This is a genomic window from Bacillus sp. EKM202B, from assembly GCF_011066025.1.
Taxonomy (GTDB): domain Bacteria; phylum Bacillota; class Bacilli; order Bacillales; family Bacillaceae_G; genus Bacillus_A; species Bacillus_A toyonensis.
The window spans coordinates 1-19,624 of the sequence record NZ_JAAMNK010000015.1 but is presented as its reverse complement, the minus strand read 5'-3'; the positions used below and the strand labels follow the sequence as shown (position 1 = coordinate 19,624).

Annotated in this window: 16 protein-coding genes; 12 read left to right on the top strand and 4 right to left on the bottom strand. The window is 36.8% G+C overall.

The features are described from left to right. Positions 1 to 88: 88 nt before the first annotated feature. From G9F74_RS17880 to G9F74_RS17860, 5 genes are all read left to right on the top strand, one after another. Positions 89 to 1,849, top strand: a complete 1,761-nt coding sequence (locus tag G9F74_RS17880; RefSeq protein ID WP_000493208.1) for an ABC transporter ATP-binding protein — start codon at positions 89 to 91, stop codon at positions 1,847 to 1,849. Continuing rightward, positions 1,846 to 3,846: an ABC transporter ATP-binding protein gene (locus G9F74_RS17875; protein ID WP_016107898.1), complete on the top strand. Its 2,001-nt coding sequence runs from the start codon at positions 1,846 to 1,848 to the stop codon at positions 3,844 to 3,846. The genes G9F74_RS17880 and G9F74_RS17875 overlap by 4 nt, the downstream gene beginning before the upstream one ends. Positions 3,847 to 4,125: 279 nt before the next feature. After that, the gene (locus tag G9F74_RS17870; protein ID WP_000732848.1) at positions 4,126 to 4,923 is read left to right on the top strand and encodes an amino acid ABC transporter substrate-binding protein; all 798 of its coding nucleotides are present in this window, start codon (positions 4,126 to 4,128) and stop codon (positions 4,921 to 4,923) included. Then, positions 4,910 to 5,608 carry an amino acid ABC transporter permease gene (locus tag G9F74_RS17865; protein ID WP_000281495.1) on the top strand — a complete coding sequence of 233 codons (699 nt, stop codon included), beginning with the start codon at positions 4,910 to 4,912 and terminating at the stop codon, positions 5,606 to 5,608. Before G9F74_RS17870 ends, G9F74_RS17865 begins: the two co-directional genes overlap by 14 nt. Before the next feature lie 28 nt (positions 5,609 to 5,636). After that, a complete protein-coding gene (locus G9F74_RS17860) occupies positions 5,637 to 6,371 on the top strand; it encodes an amino acid ABC transporter ATP-binding protein (protein WP_016107899.1) in 735 nt (244 codons plus the stop codon). Between the two features lie 50 nt (positions 6,372 to 6,421). Here G9F74_RS17860 and sasP read toward each other — a convergent pair whose 3' ends face one another. Continuing rightward, positions 6,422 to 6,625, bottom strand: a complete 204-nt coding sequence (gene sasP / locus G9F74_RS17855) for a small acid-soluble spore protein, SasP family (RefSeq protein WP_000013339.1) — start codon at positions 6,623 to 6,625, stop codon at positions 6,422 to 6,424. Between the two features lie 515 nt (positions 6,626 to 7,140). Between sasP and G9F74_RS17850 the strand changes: the two genes are divergently transcribed. After that, positions 7,141 to 7,386, top strand: coding sequence for a hypothetical protein (locus G9F74_RS17850; protein ID WP_000510465.1), 246 nt, complete (start codon positions 7,141 to 7,143; stop codon positions 7,384 to 7,386). Positions 7,387 to 7,402: 16 nt separating this feature from the next. On the opposite strand, the gene G9F74_RS17845 is transcribed toward G9F74_RS17850, so the two are convergent. Both G9F74_RS17845 and G9F74_RS17840 read right to left on the bottom strand, forming a co-directional pair. Further along, positions 7,403 to 8,863, bottom strand: a complete 1,461-nt coding sequence (locus tag G9F74_RS17845; RefSeq protein WP_016107900.1) for a YheC/YheD family endospore coat-associated protein — start codon at positions 8,861 to 8,863, stop codon at positions 7,403 to 7,405. Between the two features lie 20 nt (positions 8,864 to 8,883). Continuing rightward, positions 8,884 to 9,936, bottom strand: a complete 1,053-nt coding sequence (locus G9F74_RS17840) for a YheC/YheD family endospore coat-associated protein (protein WP_000242732.1) — start codon at positions 9,934 to 9,936, stop codon at positions 8,884 to 8,886. 134 nt (positions 9,937 to 10,070) lie between these two features. Between G9F74_RS17840 and G9F74_RS17835 the strand changes: the two genes are divergently transcribed. From G9F74_RS17835 to alsD, 4 genes are all read left to right on the top strand, one after another. Then, complete coding sequence (locus tag G9F74_RS17835; RefSeq protein ID WP_023441161.1) at positions 10,071 to 11,207, top strand: DUF445 domain-containing protein; 1,137 nt, start codon at positions 10,071 to 10,073, stop codon at positions 11,205 to 11,207. A gap of 143 nt (positions 11,208 to 11,350) precedes the next feature. Continuing rightward, complete coding sequence (locus G9F74_RS17830; protein WP_000164615.1) at positions 11,351 to 11,704, top strand: YlbF/YmcA family competence regulator; 354 nt, start codon at positions 11,351 to 11,353, stop codon at positions 11,702 to 11,704. Positions 11,705 to 11,955: 251 nt separating this feature from the next. Further along, on the top strand, positions 11,956 to 13,644 hold the full coding sequence (alsS, locus tag G9F74_RS17825; RefSeq protein ID WP_016107901.1) for an acetolactate synthase AlsS: 1,689 nt from the start codon (positions 11,956 to 11,958) through the stop codon (positions 13,642 to 13,644). Between the two features lie 16 nt (positions 13,645 to 13,660). After that, the gene (gene alsD, locus G9F74_RS17820) at positions 13,661 to 14,419 is read left to right on the top strand and encodes an alpha-acetolactate decarboxylase (protein WP_016107902.1); all 759 of its coding nucleotides are present in this window, start codon (positions 13,661 to 13,663) and stop codon (positions 14,417 to 14,419) included. A 138-nt stretch (positions 14,420 to 14,557) separates the two neighbouring features. Here the strand turns inward: alsD and G9F74_RS17815 are convergent, their stop codons facing one another. Then, positions 14,558 to 15,175, bottom strand: coding sequence for a DNA-3-methyladenine glycosylase (locus tag G9F74_RS17815; RefSeq protein WP_001148791.1), 618 nt, complete (start codon positions 15,173 to 15,175; stop codon positions 14,558 to 14,560). Positions 15,176 to 15,309: 134 nt separating this feature from the next. Here G9F74_RS17815 and G9F74_RS17810 point away from each other — a divergent pair, with 134 nt between their 5' ends. Next, positions 15,310 to 16,182, top strand: coding sequence for a Cof-type HAD-IIB family hydrolase (locus tag G9F74_RS17810; protein WP_000640432.1), 873 nt, complete (start codon positions 15,310 to 15,312; stop codon positions 16,180 to 16,182). Between the two features lie 357 nt (positions 16,183 to 16,539). Further along, the coding region (locus G9F74_RS17805) for an MSCRAMM family protein (RefSeq protein ID WP_165406235.1) at positions 16,540 to 19,624 on the top strand (3,085 nt) is incomplete at its 3' end.

Below are 19,624 nucleotides of genomic sequence, written 5' to 3'. Positions count from 1 at the left end.
TGTATGGGTTACGAAATGTAAATGTGATTGGTTTGGATAGCGGATAAAGAAATGAGAGTGGAACGAAAACGAGAAGGGAGAGGTTACATTGTTTTCAGTATTACTAAAGTTAAGATGGTTTTTTAAAGAGCATTGGAAGAGATATAGTATCGCAATTGGTGCGCTTTTAATTGTAAATATAGTTGAAGTCATTCCCCCAAAAGTACTAGGGGTTACGATTGATAATATAAAAACAGGAACGTTAACGAATGCAGCAATTATGGAGTCTATTCTTATTTTAATAGGAGTTACGATAGTTGGATATGGCCTTACTTTTGTTTGGCAGCATCAATTGTTTGGAGGTGCGTTCGTACTTGAGAAGACGATGCGCTCGAAATTTATGGGGCATTTACTCAAGATGACACCGACGTTTTATCAAAAAAATCGTACTGGCGATTTAATGGCGAGAGCAACAAACGATTTAAAAGCAATCGCTATGACAGCTGGTTTTGGTATATTAACGCTTGTAGATTCTAGTTTATATATGCTTACAATCGTTTTTATGATGGGATTTACAATAAGTTGGGAGCTTACATTAGCGGCCCTTATACCGCTGCCAATTATGGCATATGCGATGAATATATATGGAAAGAAATTGCATGAAAGGTTTACAGTTGCGCAAGATGCGTTCGGTGATATGAATGATAAAGTACTTGAATCAATTGCTGGCGTGCGCGTGATTCGTGCATACGTACAAGAGAACGCAGATCAGGAAAGATTTCATCATTTAGGAGATGACGTCTACGAAAAGAATATGAAGGTAGCAAGAATCGATGCGTTATTCCAACCAACTGTGAAAATGCTTGTCGGTCTTAGTTATTTAATTGGTTTAGTGTACGGTGCATACCTTGTATTTCAATCAAAGGTGACACTTGGCGAACTCGTTTCCTTTAACGTGTATTTAGGGATGATGATTTGGCCGATGTTTGCAATTGGCGAATTAATTAATGTTATGCAAAGAGGAAATGCTTCGTTAGATCGTGTGAATGAAACGTTAGCATATGAACCAGATGTAAAGAATCCGAAAAATCCAAAGCTTGTACACGAGCCTGATTATATTCAGTTTGATGAAGTTTCTTTTTCCTATCCTTCATCATCTGAAGAAAATTTAAAAAAGGTTTCTTTTACATTAAAACAAGGAGAAACGCTAGGGGTTGTCGGAAAAACAGGAAGCGGAAAAACGACGCTTGTACGTCAGCTTCTTCGTCAATATCCGCTTGGAGAAGGGGATATTGCAGTTTCTGATGTGACATTAGATAAAATGACGAGTGATAATGTACTCGGGTGGATTGGATATGTACCTCAGGAGCACATTTTATTCTCAAAAACAGCGAGGGAAAATATTTTATTCGGAAACAGGGAAGCGACTGAAGAAGAGCTCGAGAAAGCCATTGAAATTGCTGCGTTTACAAAAGACTTAGAGTTTTTACCAGAAGGATTAGAAACGCTCGTTGGAGAGAAAGGTGTTTCGTTATCAGGAGGGCAAAAGCAAAGGATTTCGATTGCGAGAGCGGTTATTCAAAATCCAGAAATATTAATTTTGGACGATTCGTTATCAGCTGTCGATGCTCGTACGGAAGCGGCGATCATTGAAAATATAAGAACGGAAAGAAGCGGAAAGACGACGATTATTACGACGCACCGTTTATCTGCCGTACAACATGCAGATTGGATTCTCGTTATGGATGACGGCGAAGTAATGGAAGAAGGCACGCATGACCAGTTACTTCGAAACGGAGGCTGGTATGCTGAGCAGTTTGAAAGACAACAAGGTGAAAATGAGAGTGCGGATAGTGGGGTGAAAATATGAGTGTTTCAAAACGATTGTTTCAATATGCGATGAAAGTAAAAGGGACGATTTTTGCAGCGATGGCGATGTTATTTATTTTTGTTATCGCTGAGCTTGCCGGTCCGTTCGTCGCTAAAACGATGATTGACGATCATATCGTCGCGATAGAAAAATCTTGGTATGAGATAGAAAAGAGTGAAGATGCTGTTGCATATAATGGCGCCTATTATAAGCGAAGTGATCGCTTTGAACAAGGTGAGAAAAAAGGAAAAGAAGTACGCGTGATGCAAGTCGGTTTTCAATATTACTTTGTACCAAATAAAGTGAATATTGAAGGAACACGTTCTGTGAAAGGGGATATGATTACCATTCAAAATGGTAAGGCGGTGCAAGTGTATAAAGCGAAAGCATTAACGAAGGAAGAAGTGTTTGCGTTTTATAAGCCAGAAATAAACCCCCTACTGTTACTTGGTGGAGGCTATTTTGCTCTATTAGTAATTGTGTCATTATTTGCATATGGAAAGCAGTTTTTCTTACAGAAGGCAGCAAACAAAATTATTCAAATTATGAGGGAAGACGTCTTCTCTCATATTCAAACGTTACCGATTAGATATTTTGATCATTTACCAGCAGGGAAAATCGTTTCGCGTGTAACGAATGATACAGAGGCGATTCGAGATTTATACGTAACAGTGCTTGCGACATTCGTCTCTAGTTTCATTTATATTATCGGGATATTTGCAGCGCTATTTTTACTCGATGTGAAACTTGCGTCGTTCTGTTTATTAATTATCCCGATTTTAATTGTTTGGGCGATTTTATATAGAAAGTATGCATCTGTATACAATCATAAAATGCGTTCACGTTTATCCGATATTAACGGTACAGTGAATGAATCGATTCAAGGGATGCCAATTATTCAAACGTTCCGTCAAGAGCGTGAAACGAAAAAAGAGTTTGAAGAATTAAATGGCGATTATTTTAAGTATCAAAATAAAATTTTAAATTTAAATGCAGCAACTTCGCATAACTTAGTGTCTGTATTACGAAATATCGCTTTCACAGGTGTGATTTGGTATTTCGGGGGAGCTTCATTAAGTGCTTCAGGCATCATTTCTCTAGGGATACTGTATGCGTTCGTCGATTATTTAACGAGATTGTTCTCACCAATTACAAATATGGTAAATCAGCTTGCTAACTTAGAACAATCGCGCGTTGCATCAGAGCGTGTCTTCGAATTGCTAGAGGAAAAGGGAGAGGCAGTGGAAGAAGAGCGCATGCCTCGCTTACAAGGAAATGTGAAGTTTGATAATGTTTCGTTTTCTTATAATGGAAAAGATGAAGTGCTAAAAAATATTTCTTTTGAAGCGAAACAAGGCGAGACAGTAGCACTTGTCGGTCATACTGGATCAGGAAAAAGTTCCATTATGAATGTACTCTTTCAATTTTATGAGTTTGAAAAAGGGAAGCTTACGATTGACGGTCACGATGTAAAAGAAATGCCGAAACAAGCAACTCGTGAGCATATGGGAATCGTATTACAAGATCCGTTTTTATTTAGCGGGACGGTCGCTTCCAATGTAAGCTTAGAGAACGAAAAAATTTCAAAAGATCGCATCGTAAAAGCATTACGTGATGTGGGTGCGGAAAGGTTTGCGAACAATATAAACGAAGAAATTACGGAGAAAGGAAGTACACTTTCAACCGGAGAACGCCAGCTTATATCGTTTGCTAGGGCACTCGCTTTTGATCCAGCCATTTTAATTTTAGATGAAGCAACATCTAGTATTGATACAGAGACAGAGGCAATGATTCAACAAGCGCTAGAAGTTGTGAAAAAAGGGAGAACGACGTTTATTATTGCTCACCGTCTTTCAACAATTAAAAGTGCGGATCAAATTATTGTACTCGATAGAGGAACAATCTTAGAAAAAGGCTCTCATGATGAATTGATGAAAAAGCGTGGGCGTTATTACGATATGTACAAAACGCAAATGGAAGGAAACCAGAGCGCTTAATGCGGGGAAGAACTTGCGATTGTCGCAAGTTCTTTTTTGTTGGCAAAATGTCGGCGATAAAGGTACATAATAAGAAGTATTATTTTACCTTTCCTACAATTAATGCTATATTAAAAAATGTTACTTATTTTTTGTATGTAGCGTTATTTTTCCATTTTGTTTGATTATGAAGAAAAAGGATAAACTAAATAAGAACATTTTCATTGAAAAATTGTTCAAGATTGCATACAATCAATATAGTTTTTAAATTCCTATCAGAATACTTGGAGGATTACCATCATGAAAAAATTATTTTCAGTGCTTGCAGTAACTACATTAGCGATCGGGATTGTAGCCGGCTGCGGTAAAGAAGAGAAAAAAGATACAGCTAGTCAAGACGCATTACAAAAGATTAAACAAAGCGGTGAACTTGTAATTGGTACAGAAGGTACATACCCACCATTTACGTTCCACGATTCAAGCAATAAATTAACTGGATTTGACGTTGAATTAGCAGAAGAAGTTGCAAAACGTTTAGGTGTAAAACCTGTATTTAAAGAAACACAATGGGATAGCTTACTTGCTGGTTTAGATGCGAAGCGTTTCGATATGGTTGCGAACGAAGTTGGTATTCGTGAAGATCGTCAAAAGAAATATGATTTCTCTAAACCATACGTTTCATCTTCAGCAGTATTAGTTATTGCAAAAGATAAAGATAAACCTGCTACATTTGCTGATGTAAAAGGGTTAAAAGCAGCGCAATCTTTAACAAGTAACTATGCAGATATTGCTAAGAAAAATGGTGCGGAAATTACTAACGTAGAAGGCTTTAGCCAAGCGGCAGAATTGTTAAACACTGGCCGTGTTGATTTCACAATTAATGATAAGTTATCAGTATTAAACTACTTAGAAACGAAAAAAGATGCAAAAATTAAAATTGTAGATACAGAAAAAGAAGCTTCACAAAGTGGATTCTTATTCCGTAAAGGTAGCGATAAGCTTGTACAAGAAGTTGATAAAGCGTTAGAAGATATGAAAAAAGATGGTACGTACGACAAAATAGCGAAAAAATGGTTCGGTGAAAATGTATCTAAGTAGTGCATTGGTTTCAGATCGATTGTCTACTTGGATAGATATTATGCAGTCTTCCTTCATGCCTATGCTGAAGGAAGCTGTCTTTACGACAATTCCATTAACGCTTATTACATTCATTATCGGAATTATACTGGCGACGTTAACAGCGCTCGCGCGTATTTCAGGTAGTCGTATTTTACAATGGATTGCTCGTATCTATGTATCTATCATTCGCGGAACGCCACTTCTTGTACAGTTATTTATTATTTTCTATGGTCTTCCAACTCTTAATATTGAAGTTGAGCCATATACAGCAGCAGTTATTGGATTTTCATTAAATGTTGGTGCGTATGCATCTGAAATTATTCGTGCTTCTATCCTTTCAATTCCGAAAGGACAGTGGGAAGCAGCTTATACAATTGGGATGACATATCCACAAGCATTAAAACGTGTTATTTTACCGCAAGCAACGCGCGTATCAATTCCGCCGCTTTCGAATACATTTATTAGCTTAGTGAAGGATACTTCATTAGCATCGTTAATTTTAGTAACAGAAATGTTCCGAAAAGCGCAGGAAATTGCGGCAATGAACTATGAGTTTTTAATTGTTTATTTTGAAGCAGGTCTTATTTATTGGGTTATTTGTTTCTTATTATCAATCGTACAACAGATGTTAGAAAAGCGTTCAGAACGCTACACATTAAAATAATCCTTTTACAAAAGGAGTTTTTGTTTTTATGATTTCAATTCAGCACTTACAAAAAAGTTTCGGAGATAATACCGTACTAAAGCATATAGATCTATCAGTTGAGAAGGGTGAAGTTGTTGTTATTATCGGACCTTCTGGATCTGGTAAAACGACGTTTCTACGTTGCCTAAACGTTCTAGAAACACCGAACGCTGGTAGCATTCGTATCGGCAATAAAGAGCTTGATTTCGCTCGAAAAGTATCGAAGAAAGATATTGTAAATCTTCGTACACAAACAGGAATGGTGTTCCAACATCATAACTTATTCCCGCATTTAACAGCCATTCAAAATGTAATGGAAGGGCTCGTTACAGTGAAAAAGATGGGGAAAGAAGAAGCGAAGAAAAAAGCAAACTACTTCCTTGAAAAAGTTGGTTTAGCAGATAAAGTGGATTTATATCCGTTCCAATTATCAGGCGGACAACAACAGCGCGTTGGAATTGCTCGCGCGCTTGCGATGGAGCCGGAAGTGTTACTATTTGATGAACCGACGTCAGCACTTGATCCTGAACTCGTTCAAGAAGTTCTAAAGGTAATGAAAGAACTTGCTAAAGAAGGCATGACGATGGTTATTGTAACGCATGAGATGCGTTTTGCTCATCAAATTGCGAATCGCGTTATTTTTATGGATGGCGGTGTCGTTGTCGAACAAGGTACACCAGAAGATGTATTTACAAATCCAAAAGAAGAACGCACGAAGAAGTTTTTACAAATGCTTCAATAATTAAGAAAGGTCTCAAGGCATATGCCTTGAGACCTTTTTGCCATATATATTTATTTTTGGAATCCGCCAAGGCTTTGCTCAGCCATTGCAACTAGGCGTTTTGTGATTTCTCCACCAACAGAACCGTTAGCACGAGCCGTAGAATCTGCTCCTAATTGTACACCAAATTCTTGAGCGATTTCGTACTTCATTTGATCGATTGCAGCTGTTGCTCCTGGTACTACTAATTGATTTGAAGAATTTTGGTTTGCCATAGGAATATATCCTCCTTAGAGTTATAAAAATTTTTTTGGTTGGACTAGCTGGATTTGAACCAGATATTATCGCCCCGTTTGGCGCTAATCCATCGGTAATTAAGTTTGTACTCATAGTATGGATGTTACCTAGAAAGATATACAAAATAATAATTTGTAAATTTTGTCAAAAAAATGTAGTGATTTCGTAAATTATGAAATAAGAGTAATCGTTGTATTTTTAAGAAAGAAGGCTAAACTAAGAACGATATTAAATATGGTGTTCTCTTTGAATCCGGCTATGTTAGGGCTAATAATTAGCTTTTTATTAATCGTTTATGAAAGTGAGATACATTACAATTGCAGCTTAGTAATATAAAAACTAAAAAGGCATTAACTTCTCATTTCTAGTTTAACTAAGGATGGGGCATGGAAAGGGAAGGAACTGACCGTATCTACTCATGGCTAGATGCTTTCTTCAACCTAAAAAGAAAGTCTTTAAATGATGTTAAACGATAATGTATGGAGGAATCATGATGGGGATTTGCCCGCTTTGTAACGCATTAGAATCACAAACATATTCTTGTCAAAATTGCCAAGGTATACTCCAAGATTATGGGAAAACTGTTGATTACATAGACGATTATAGTGCGTATATGGATCAGGAATTATTAAGTGAGGTAGATGGATTAACACATAATCATTCACAAGAATATTGCAATCATATTTTTTATTGCGGAGTATGTAACGTGGAAACGGAGGTTGTAGTAAAACTTGTGTAAATAGAAAACTTCCACCTTATGAATGAGGTGGAAGTTTTTGTTTTCGTATTTGTGAGTGAATCATGGGAGAAGGGATATTTTCGGTGTTTGATGAAGTCCCTAATTTCATTTGGGACATTTTTTCTTTTGCATCGCGCAAAGAATGTTCAGTTAAGTAGATAGCATATTCGTAAAATAATTGGCGCGTCAGTTCACTTTGTTCTTTTAACTTTTCATCTTGGAATACAGTTCGCCCAGGTTTTGAGTTTGCTTCAAATAGCCACGGATTTTCCTGCATGTCTAAACCAATATCAAAACCGATTTCTCCAATGTTCCCAGTTACTTGCCCATCGAGCGCGTAACTTATTTGCAAGGCTGTTTGTTTTAATTTATTTTCAATTTGAACTTGTTTCGTTGAATCTGGAAAAAGTTCTTGTAGTAATTTTGTATCACCACCGCTATTTACATGTGTAGTTAAGCTACCTTTGCCAGCAATTTTGGCGACGATGGCACTGACGACCCAATTACCGAAATGGTTTTTATTTGTATGAATGCGAAAATCAACAGGTTGCCCGTCGAAGCGAAGTAAAGAAATACCTTGCTGTACGATAAACTTCTTTAAATCATGTCCTTTTAATACGTGGTTCAGAAGTGTTTCTAATGATTGATACTTTCTTAGTTTATTCTCTTCATTTTCGCGATAACGACAGTAGTAGCAATTCTCTGTTTGAGAATAAAATAGTTGATGAATATTTCTTCCGAAGCTACCGTGTATCGGTTTCATGTAAATTGATTTATATGTGCCAAGAAACCGTTCTACTTGTTCGAAGTGCTGAAATGTCTCTGTGTTTGGTAATAAAGGCACAATTGAATCGTCCTTCATGAGAAGTTGATGAACGTCCCATTTATTAAAAAATCCTGGGTTAAACCATGGAATGTTATAGTCATGTTCTAATTTCCTTTTTGCTCTAACGATTGGTTTATAATTTTCTGCTTTACGATTTGGTAGTCGATCGTAAATGACATTTGGCAAAGGAACTTTTTTCTTTAGCCATTTTCCTTCTTGAAAGAAATACCCATCAATCGTTTCTTCTTCCCAGTTTATATGTTGAACGCCAAAAACGAATACGAACGGTCGTAATGTAAATGGTGGTGTTAGTAACTCACTGAGAGATGTGGAACGGTTTCCTAAAGGAATAGGTGAGTCATCGTTAAAACCAGTTGTGAAAATACCGACTAATGGTCCGAAAATAATTGTTTCATTTTGTGTAAAGGCATGAATGGTAGTGGAATGAGGGAGTAAAAGTTTTTCTGCAATTCGTTTTCCAATCATAATTTCACGAGTAAAGGAATAATGAATTTTTACCTCTTCACTTGCAACATGGCGTCTGCCGAAGGAAAGGGATGTAATAGGTGGTGTAATAGAAAAAATGTAAGGTAAAGTAATACTATTTGGATGCTCATCTGAAATGTTTAATGTATATATGTGCTCTTTCAAAATGGGATTCCCTCCTTTCGTTATGGTGTAAAGCGGCTAAATTTTAGTGGTCCGTGAAAGATCTTTTCAGCTAACGAATCATTATGATGAATGTAACGTTCGTAAGGGGGAATCGTGTTGACATACATAAGCCAAATCGCCCCTTTTTGATCCATAATTGTGGAAAGTTCTAGTTCGAATAAAGAAGAATAAGATTGATCTAATGTTTGAAACACTTCATTTATAATGTCGTGTAAAGCGTCTTGTAATAGTTGCACACCGGTATTAGATAGTACATATTTAATTTTTGATAATGAATGCAGCGAGGAATCATCCGTTACGGAAAGTAAAAATTGGTTCGGAAATGAGCTTTTTTGTATAAATTGACCGATAACGTTCCATTTTTGTTCTTTATTTTTTTGCAAAATGGTTCGAATGTGGAGTGGATACGTTAGTTGATTCGGTGGTTGTAGCATCGTATGGGTGATATAACGTGTTGATTGTATGTTAGATGTGTACCAAGATATAAACTCATCTGTCCGTTTGATTGGAGTAGAATTATGATATGCGTCATGTATTGTATCGATATGAAACGTTTTATTTTTATAAGCGATCCGGTACAGACTTTCATTGGAATGTGTATGAGTAGGACGTATAATAATATCTTTTGTTTTTAATAAAAGTTTGAAAATGTTTTGTATCGTTGCTATTTCAAATTTTGGTATATAAGGAGATAATTTTTTATTAGTAAGAAATAAATCATGTAGTTCGCTTAAGTCAATAAGTGTGTTATTTAAAAAGGTAGTGGAAGGACGGTTGTGTAATGAATGAATAATTGATTTAGCTTTTTCAAAGTCTGTATCCTCGTTAAAAGAAGAACGATCGTATATATAAGAAGGAATAGGGAATGTTTGCTCTTTCCATTTTCCTGTATCTGTATCATAAATAAGACCAGAAACAAGGTCTGTTTTAGGATCAATACAAAATGGTGTAAACTGGGCAACGACATTATGATAAAGCCGAGCGCGTTTGGCGATTTCGGTGTAATAAGTTTGCTCATAATGAGGCCGGGAAGTTAAAATACCGAGAACCAACGAAATCACTCCTTTACTAACAAAGTGTTGGCATAATAGGCGAAGCTATATATTGCAAATACTTTTTTATACCATTATACTTTTGTCCGTATGATGATATGCTATAGTTTTGGAGAAGCGAAAGGTTGATTGTAATGAATATATGGTTGAATATGTTAACGACGACAGGGCTCGGAGCGATTATTGGAGGATATACGAACCACTTAGCGATAAAAATGTTATTTCGTCCCCATCGTCCTATTTATATTGGAAAGTTTCAATTGCCATTTACACCTGGATTAATTCCGAAGCGACGTGATGAGCTTGCTGTTCAATTAGGGAAAATGGTAGTCGAGCATTTGTTAACGCCAGAAGGAATCGGAAAAAAGCTAACAAATGAAGAGTTTCAAAAAAGTTTAATTCACTGGGTGCAAGTGGAAGTGGATAAAGTCATTACGAATGAACAATCACTGCGACATATGTTAGAAAAATGGAATGTAGCACATGTAGAAGAAGAGGCGACCGGGAAAATCGAGCATGTGATTACAAAAAAAGTTCAGGAATTTTTAGCGGAGTACTATACATATACATGGGAACAAGCTTTACCTCATTCTGTACATGAAAAAATAGAGAATGCCATTCCAAATGTCTCGGCTTTTATTTTAGAGCGAGGAATTGAATTTTTTGAAAGTGAAGAAGGGAAAGCGCGCCTTTCAAAAATGATTGATGATTTCTTTGCTTCTCGTGGAACATTACTTAACTTAGTCGGGATGTTTCTAGGGAATGTAAGTGTAGTGGATCGTGTGCAGCCAGAAGTAATTAAATTTTTAGGTCAAGATGGTACGGAAAAGCTTTTAACTAATGTACTGCAAAAAGAGTGGGAAAAGTTAAAGGGAAGAGATGTAAAAGAATTAGAAACGTTTGTAGAAAAAGAAATGATTGTAAGCTCCATATTGTCTGCAGTTAAAGTTGAGGAAACAGTGAGTAAGTTTTTAAACCAATCTGTACAGCAAGTGTGTGCGCCAGTTCGAGAAACAATCATTGAAAAAGTGGTTCCAAGTGCAGTAACGAAAGGCTTGAAGTGGGGGACAGAAAATGTAGAGACCATACTAAATAATCTACATCTTGCGGAAATTGTCCAGCAAGAAGTGTCTACGTTTTCAACAGAGAGACTAGAAGATTTAGTTCTGTCCATTACAAAAAATGAGCTGAAAATGATTACGTATTTAGGTGCCTTATTAGGCGGAATGATTGGACTCGTGCAAGGGTTGTTACTGTTGTTCCTTAGGTAGTAAAGATAAGTACATAGAAATAAGAGTGAAATTTCTTCACATCTCTTGCATAGTTTGATATGGTAAGAAGAGGTGCGTATGTAAATGCACTTAAAAGGCAGTGTGAGCGAAAAGCGCTAGCCTTCTAAAGGAGGAAAAATAAAATGACAAAAAACATTCATGATGTAGCATATGAATTACAAAAAGCAATCGCTGAAAACGAAGACTTCAAAACTTTAAAAGAGAGCTATGCGGCAGTACAAGGAGATGCAGCTTCAAAGAACTTATTTGAAGAGTTCCGTACGATGCAACTTAGCCTACAACAAAAAATGATGCAAGGCCAAGAAATCACTGAAGAAGACAACCAACAAGCACAAGAAGTTGTAGCTCGCATTCAACAAGATGCTAAAATTACAAAATTAATGGAAACTGAGCAACGCCTAAACGTTGTAATCGGTGACGTTAACAAAATTATCATGAAGCCACTTGAAGAATTATATAGCGCGCAACAAGCGTAATAGTGGAAGACGCTCCTTTATGGGGCGTCTTTTTTGTTTAGGGAATTAAGTTTAAAAGTAAATGTTATTTTAAAAAACAAATTAATTGTAAGCGTATTCTTTAAGGGTTGTCAAAATACTGTCAAATTCATATTGTTGGAAAAATAATGCATTTGTAATATAATGATACATGATACTTCACCACGTTAATTAACTAGGTGAAATTAAAATATTTATTACACACATTATGAAATAAAGGGATGATTAGTTTGATGAGTACAGGTGTAAAAGCAAACGACGTGAAGACAAAAACAAAAGGAGCAGATCTTGTTGTTGATTGTTTAATTAAACAAGGTGTTACACATGTTTTCGGTATTCCAGGAGCGAAGATTGACTCTGTATTTGATGTATTGCAAGAAAGAGGACCAGAGTTAATCGTTTGTCGTCATGAACAAAACGCAGCATTTATGGCAGCTGCTATTGGTAGATTAACAGGGAAACCGGGTGTGTGTCTTGTGACTTCAGGACCAGGGACATCAAATTTAGCGACAGGTCTTGTTACTGCGAATGCGGAGAGTGATCCCGTTGTTGCTTTAGCTGGTGCAGTTCCACGTACGGATCGATTAAAACGTACCCATCAATCTATGGATAATGCTGCACTATTCGAACCAATCACAAAATATAGCGTAGAAGTAGAGCATCCGGATAACGTACCAGAAGCACTATCAAATGCATTTCGAAGTGCTACCTCCACAAATCCGGGAGCAACTTTAGTAAGTCTTCCGCAAGATGTTATGACTGCGGAAACGATTGTAGAGTCTATCGGTGCGCTTTCTAAGCCACAGCTTGGAATCGCTCCCACACATGATATTACATATGTAGTAGAAAAAATAAAATCAGCGAAATTACCAGTTATTTTACTCGGTATGAGAGCGAGCACAAATGAAGTGACGAAAGCTGTTCGTGAATTAATTGCTGATACAGAACTTCCTGTCGTTGAAACGTATCAAGCAGCTGGTGCAATTTCACGTGAGTTAGAAGATCATTTCTTCGGCCGCGTTGGATTATTCCGTAATCAACCAGGTGATATTTTACTAGAAGAAGCGGATCTCGTTATTTCTATCGGTTATGATCCAATTGAGTACGATCCGAAATTTTGGAATAAACTTGGGGACAGAACGATCATTCATCTTGATGACCATCAAGCAGATATCGATCATGATTACCAACCAGAGCGTGAATTAATTGGCGATATCGCTTTAACTGTAAATAGCATTGCAGAAAAATTACCGAAACTTGTATTAAGCACGGAATCAGAAGCAGTGTTAGAACGATTACGCGCGAAGTTATCAGAGCAAGCAGAAGTTCCAAACCGCGCTTCTGAAGGTGTTACGCATCCGCTTCAAGTCATTCGCACACTTCGTTCTTTAATTAGTGACGATACAACTGTTACGTGTGACATCGGTTCCCATTCTATTTGGATGGCGAGATGTTTCCGTTCTTATGAACCACGTAGACTATTATTTAGTAACGGTATGCAAACGTTAGGTGTTGCACTACCTTGGGCAATTGCCGCTACTTTAGTTGAACCGGGAAAAAAAGTTGTTTCCGTGTCAGGTGATGGTGGTTTCTTATTCTCTTCGATGGAGTTAGAAACAGCGGTACGTTTAAATGCACCGGTTGTACATCTCGTTTGGAGAGACGGTACATATGATATGGTTGCGTTCCAACAAATGATGAAATACGGTAGAACATCAGCTACAGAGTTTGGCGATGTTGATCTTGTGAAATATGCAGAAAGTTTCGGAGCCATAGGTCTTCGTGTCAATACACCAGACGAATTAGAAGGTGTATTGAGAGAAGCATTAGAAGCAGAAGGTCCTGTCATTATTGATATTCCAATTGACTACCGTGACAACATTAAACTAAGTGAAAAACTATTACCAAACCAATTAAACTAATGGAGGCATGGTTGAGATGACTGTTGCGCAATTAATTGATATTGATGCAAAAAAAACGAAAACGAGTAATGAAGTATATCAAACATCTACAATGCTTGCGCTATTAGATGGTATATATGATGGTGTGATTAGCTTTGAGGAACTAAAAGAACATGGTGATTTTGGCATCGGCACATTTGATCAATTAGATGGTGAAATGATTGCATTTGATAATGGATTTTATCATTTACGTTCAGACGGTTCAGCAGAAAAAGTAGAGCCAGAAGAAACAACGCCATTTGCGACTGTAACGTTTTTTGAAAAAGAAATGAGTTATACGGTAGAGCGTCCGATGAATCGTGAAGAAGTTGAAGCGTTATTACATGAATTAATGCCGAGTAAAAACTTATTCTACGCTATTCGAATGGACGGTACATTCCGTGAAGTAAGAACGAGAACCGTTCCGAGACAAGAAAAACCGTATACACCGCTCGTTGAAGTGACGAAATCACAGCCGATCTTTTCATTTAAACATACAGAAGGTACGCTAGCTGGATTTTGGACACCAGATTACGCGCAAGGCATTGGTGTAGCTGGGTTCCACTTACATTATATTGATGATGAAATTCGCGGGGGCGGACATGTTTTCGACTATGTTGTTGAAAACTGTACGATCCAAATTTGTCAAAAAGCTCATATGCATTTAGCACTTCCAGAAACAGCTGACTTTATGGCGGCTGAATTATCAAGAGAAAACTTAGAAAATGATATTGCGACTGCGGAAGGTGCAGAGTAAGAGGGAAAGACTGTTCCATTTTGGAACAGTCTTCTTTTATTCGTAATGTTATTATTTGTCGATAAATCGATATTTCTTGTCGAACCGTTGATATATTGTAAGTTACGATAGATATATTTGAAAAATCGTTGATATCGCTTATTTCTTTGAAACAAACCGATGCCCCTCATAATAAAACCGCCACGGATAATGCACAGCTTCTTCTGCATAGTCGATATTAATACGAGGTCCTGCTGTTATTTTATATTGTGATGACATATGTTCTTCTTCTGGAACGAGTTCAATATATAACGTATCACTTTGTAATGATACGCCGCGTTCTTCTAAAGTGATTCCAAGTGCACGGCATAGTTTGCCAGGACCGTTTGTTAAATTTTTGTACTGTGCTTTCGTAATGTCGGTTTTGTTGTAGCGCGCTAGTTTTATTTCCTCAATCCCATCTACAGGCTCAAGCGCTCGAATGAGAACGCCTTGCGGGGTGCCAACTGGCGCTGTAATGACGTTAAAACAATGATACATACCGTAAATTAAATATACGTAAGCATGCCCCGGTGCGCCAAACATGACTTCTGTACGATCCGTTCGTCTGCCGCCATAACTATGTGCGGCCTTATCATCTGGGCCTTTATATGCTTCTACTTCTACAATGATGCCGCTTCGTTTTATTCCGTCTACAATATGAACGAGTTTTTGGCCGAGTAATTTCTTTGCGACTTCTAACGTGTCGCCTTCGTAAAAAGAAGGTGGTGCCTGCATTGTACTATCTCCTTTACTGAGTGTATATGTATATAGTAAACCAAATTTTCAGTAGTAATTCTAACTCGTTCTATTTGCTACATTTATTTCATAAATTATGGATAGAGTACAACAGCGAAGAGGGGGAGTGCGACATGATTTATCGCTTACTAGCTCTTAATATAGATGGGACACTACTATACAATAACGGAAAAATCGCAAAAGGATTACGAGAAACAATTGAATTTGTGAAAAGAAAAGATGTATACGTTACATTATTTACGAGCCGTAATTTTCAATCCGCTCATAAAGTAGCAAAGGCGTTAAAATTAGATTCTATATTAGTGACACACGGTGGTGCTTTCGTTTCAGCAACGTTAGATAAGCCTTACGTTCAAAGAAGATTATCTGAAGAGAAGACTTTTAACATTGTGCAAGTGTTAGAGCACTTTGATTGTAATGTACGCATTTCTCATGAGCGGTTTTCAATCGGAAACCGGGAGAGAAATACACCAAACTTAATTGCGCGTACTGTATTATCAAGCGCAGATCCGTTATTTTATCCAGTTCAATTTGTAGATTCGTTAGGCGATGCGCTTCGTGATCATCCGGTAGCGGCACCAAAAATTGATGTTGTTTTCCATAGTAAAGGTGAAAAGGAAAGAGGGCTAATTACGCTAAGAAAAGCATTCCAAGATATAGAGTATGTTGAATGTGACGCAAAACGAATAGAAATTTTGCCGCAAAATGTATCAAAGTTACGCGGATTACAGTTGCTTGGAGAGCATTTAAATATTTCGCTAAATGAAATGGTTGCGATTGGGGATAGCATGGAAGATTTAGAGGTCATTGAAAACGTTGGACTCGGGGTAGCGATGGGGAATGCGCCTGTAGAGTTAAAGCAAGCGGCAGATTGGATTACACGTTCAAATAGTGAGAACGGTGTAGAGTATATGATTAAAGAGCATTTCCGTAAGCAATTCCCACTTCCGTTTTTGAAAAACCATAAAAATACACCGAAACGATGAAAGAAAAACGTAGCTTTGTGGCTACGTTTTTTTGTTGAACTTACTAAAAGGAATGAAAGCGTTTTAGGTTGTGAATTGTGTATGAAATCTATACAATTCACTTGAATCCTTTAGAAAACTAATGTAAAGTGGATGATGTTCCCAAAATAGTTACACCACATGAAATATTCTTCAGATAAATTTTATTGGGCTCCCGTATGTAAAACATTTCCGCATGATAGTGTAGTTCACGTATTATTTCAAAAATGAATTGTAGTAATTTTATTAATTAGTTGTAGCGTTTCTTTGTTTTATTTAAATGGATTATTTTAAGTTAATGTGAGTAAGATCTGGCACATATGAAATGTGTTTCTTTTTATGATTTTAGGAAGTTTAAAAGGGGGAATGAATTTCTTGAGGAAATCATTTAATCAAAAAATTAAAAAGTTAAGTAGTAGTTTAATAGTTGTATTACTAATATGTATGAATTTTTTAATCCATTTACCATTTAAAGCAGAGGCAGCTACAACAGAATTAAAAGGTTTAGGTGATGTATCTTATTACAACGCCATCATTTTTGGAGATCATAGTGCAACGAGTGCGGATATTGAAGGTGCGATGGCTGTTCAGAAAAATATGAACGCATCAAGTTATACAGTCGTAGCGGCTGCAACTGGAGCAAATAACTTAGCTGGAGCAACTTGGGTAGATGAAGGATATCCATCATTATTACTAGGCGGTCAATTTACGAAAGCGGGAGCAGGACAAGTAATTATTCAAGATGGAACAGTGGCCATGACAAAAGACGGTGACCCAGATGGCGCAATGAAAACGTCATATGACCGTATCTCTTATAAAGAGCAAGCGGAGATTGATGCTAAGTTTAAAGAATTTAGAAAAGACGTTGATGGTGTAATCGGGGATGCGGGCCAATTACACACTGATAAGCCAACACTTAATATGAGCTTTGGAATCGGTGAAGATGTAAACAACCCTAATATTTATGTCTCTTCAGGCCAAACGGGAAAGAAAACATTTGATGTAAAAGACGTTTATCTTCCAAATGTAGAGAATAAAGACTTCATTGTTATTTATTCAGATGCAGAAGAAGTGAGTTTTGGTGGCGGTGCAATTTTGTATGATACAAGAAATACTGGGATGGCAACAGACTTAATTAATACATCTCAAGCATACGACCCTAATTCATCTTTTACTGAGTTAGCTAGTAAGGTAATTTGGGTGTTTCCTAATGCTACAAAGATAACAACTAAAGGTTATGGTGTAGTAGGTAGTGTGTTTGCACCTAATGCAGTTGTAGAGACAAAAGGTGGTTCTATTAATGGACAAGCCTATGTTGGAGGATTACACCAAAGAGATGGATTTGAGGTTCATAACTTTAAATTTAACTGGCCAAAGTGGAATAAGCCAGCAGCTGAAAAAGGAAATTTACAAATTAAAAAAGTTGATGAAAACGATGAAAACATTGTTTTAAAAGACGCAAAATTTGATGTTATAGACAAAGATAATACTGTTGTGGCTACTGTTACAACAAACGAAAAGGGTATTGCGGAAGTAAAAGATTTACCACTTGGTGATTATTTTGTAAAAGAAATTAGTGCACCAGAAGGATATATAAAAGTTGATACACCAGTAAAAGTAACAATTGATAGTACAAACGTAATTGAACTTGTTATGAAGAATACGAAAAAAGTTGAAAATGGCCAATTTAAATTGTTGAAAAAAGATAATGAATCTGGTCAACTTCTATCAGGTGCAAAATTTGATGTTATCGATAAAGATGGGAAAGTTGTCGAAACAATTATTACAGACAGTAAAGGTGAAGCTTTATCAAAACAACTTCCAGTTGGAACATATACATTAAAAGAGGTAGAAGCCCCGAAAGGATATGAACTATCATCTAGTTCAGTTCCTGTAAATGTAGAGGCTAATAAAGTAATTACTGTAGATGTGTTGAATAAAAAAATCCCTGAAAAAGTAACAGGTCAATTCGAAATCGTGAAAGTAGATGCAAATGATAAAGAGAAACTATTATCAGGCGCAGAATTTGAAGTGTATAAAGATGGCAAGAAAGTAGATACGTTACGAACAGATAAAACAGGTAAAGTGATTTCTCAGAAATTAGAACCAGGGAAGTACACATTAAAAGAAACGAAAGCACCACAAGGATATAAGTTGTTAAAAGAAGAAATTGAAGTCGTTGTGGAAGCAAATAAAGTAGTACAAGTACAAGTGGAAAACGCGAAAGAACTGGGAAGCTTACAAATAATCAAAAAGGATGCAGAGAGTGGAAAAGTTCTAGCAGGCGCAGAATTTATACTGAAAAACGAAAGTGGTCAAGTAGTTGGAGAAACGAAAACAACAGATAAAGATGGCGTAGTGAAGTTCGAAAACGTAGTGCCAGGAAAATACACGTTAGAAGAAACGAAAGCGCCAGAAAGTTATAAAGCGCTGGAAGTGACAGTAGAAGTCAACATCGTAGCAAATGAAGTAGTAAAACAAGAAGTTACGAATGAAAAAGTAACAGGTCAATTCGAAATTGTGAAAGTAGATGCGAATGATAAAACGAAAGTATTATCAGGTGCAGAATTCGAAGTGTATAAAGATGGTGAAAAGGTAGCGGAACTGAAAACAGATGAGAGTGGAAAAGTGATGTCACCGAAATTACCATTAGGTGAATACACAGTGAAAGAGACGAAAGCACCAACGGGCTATAAACTTTCTAATAAAGAATGGAAAGTAACAATTCAAAACGAGAAAGAAGTAGTAAAAATAGAGGCAGAAAACGAAAAAATCTTAGGTTCTCTACAAATTATTAAAATGGATGATAAAGATCAAACGAAACGTTTAGCAGGCGCACAATTTACATTGAAAGATGTGAAAGGAAATGTTGTAAAAGAAGGAATTACAACAGATGAGTCTGGAATTGTAAAAGTAGACGGACTAGTGCCGGGGGAATATACGTTAGAAGAAACAAAAGCGCCAGAAGGTTATGAGTTAACAAAACAAGTAATTCATGTAACAGTTGACGGTGAAAAAGTTATTGATGTAAAAGTAACGAATAGTAAGAGCCTTGGTCAATTTGAAATTGTAAAAGTGGATGCAAATGATAAAGAGAAACTATTATCAGACGCAGAATTCGAAGTGTATAAAGACGGTAAAAAAGTAGAGACATTACGAACAGATAAAACAGGTAAAGTAATCTCTCAGAAATTAGAACCAGGGAAGTACACATTAAAAGAGACGAAAGCACCACAAGGATATAAGTTGTTAAAAGAAGAAATTGAAGTCGTTGTAGAAGCAAACAAAGTAGTACAAGTACAAGTAGAAAATGCGAAAGAACTAGGAAGCTTACAAGTAATCAAAAAGGATGCAGAGAGTGGAAAAGTTCTAGCAGGCGCAGAATTTATACTGAAAAACGAAAGTGGTCAAGTAGTTGGAGAAA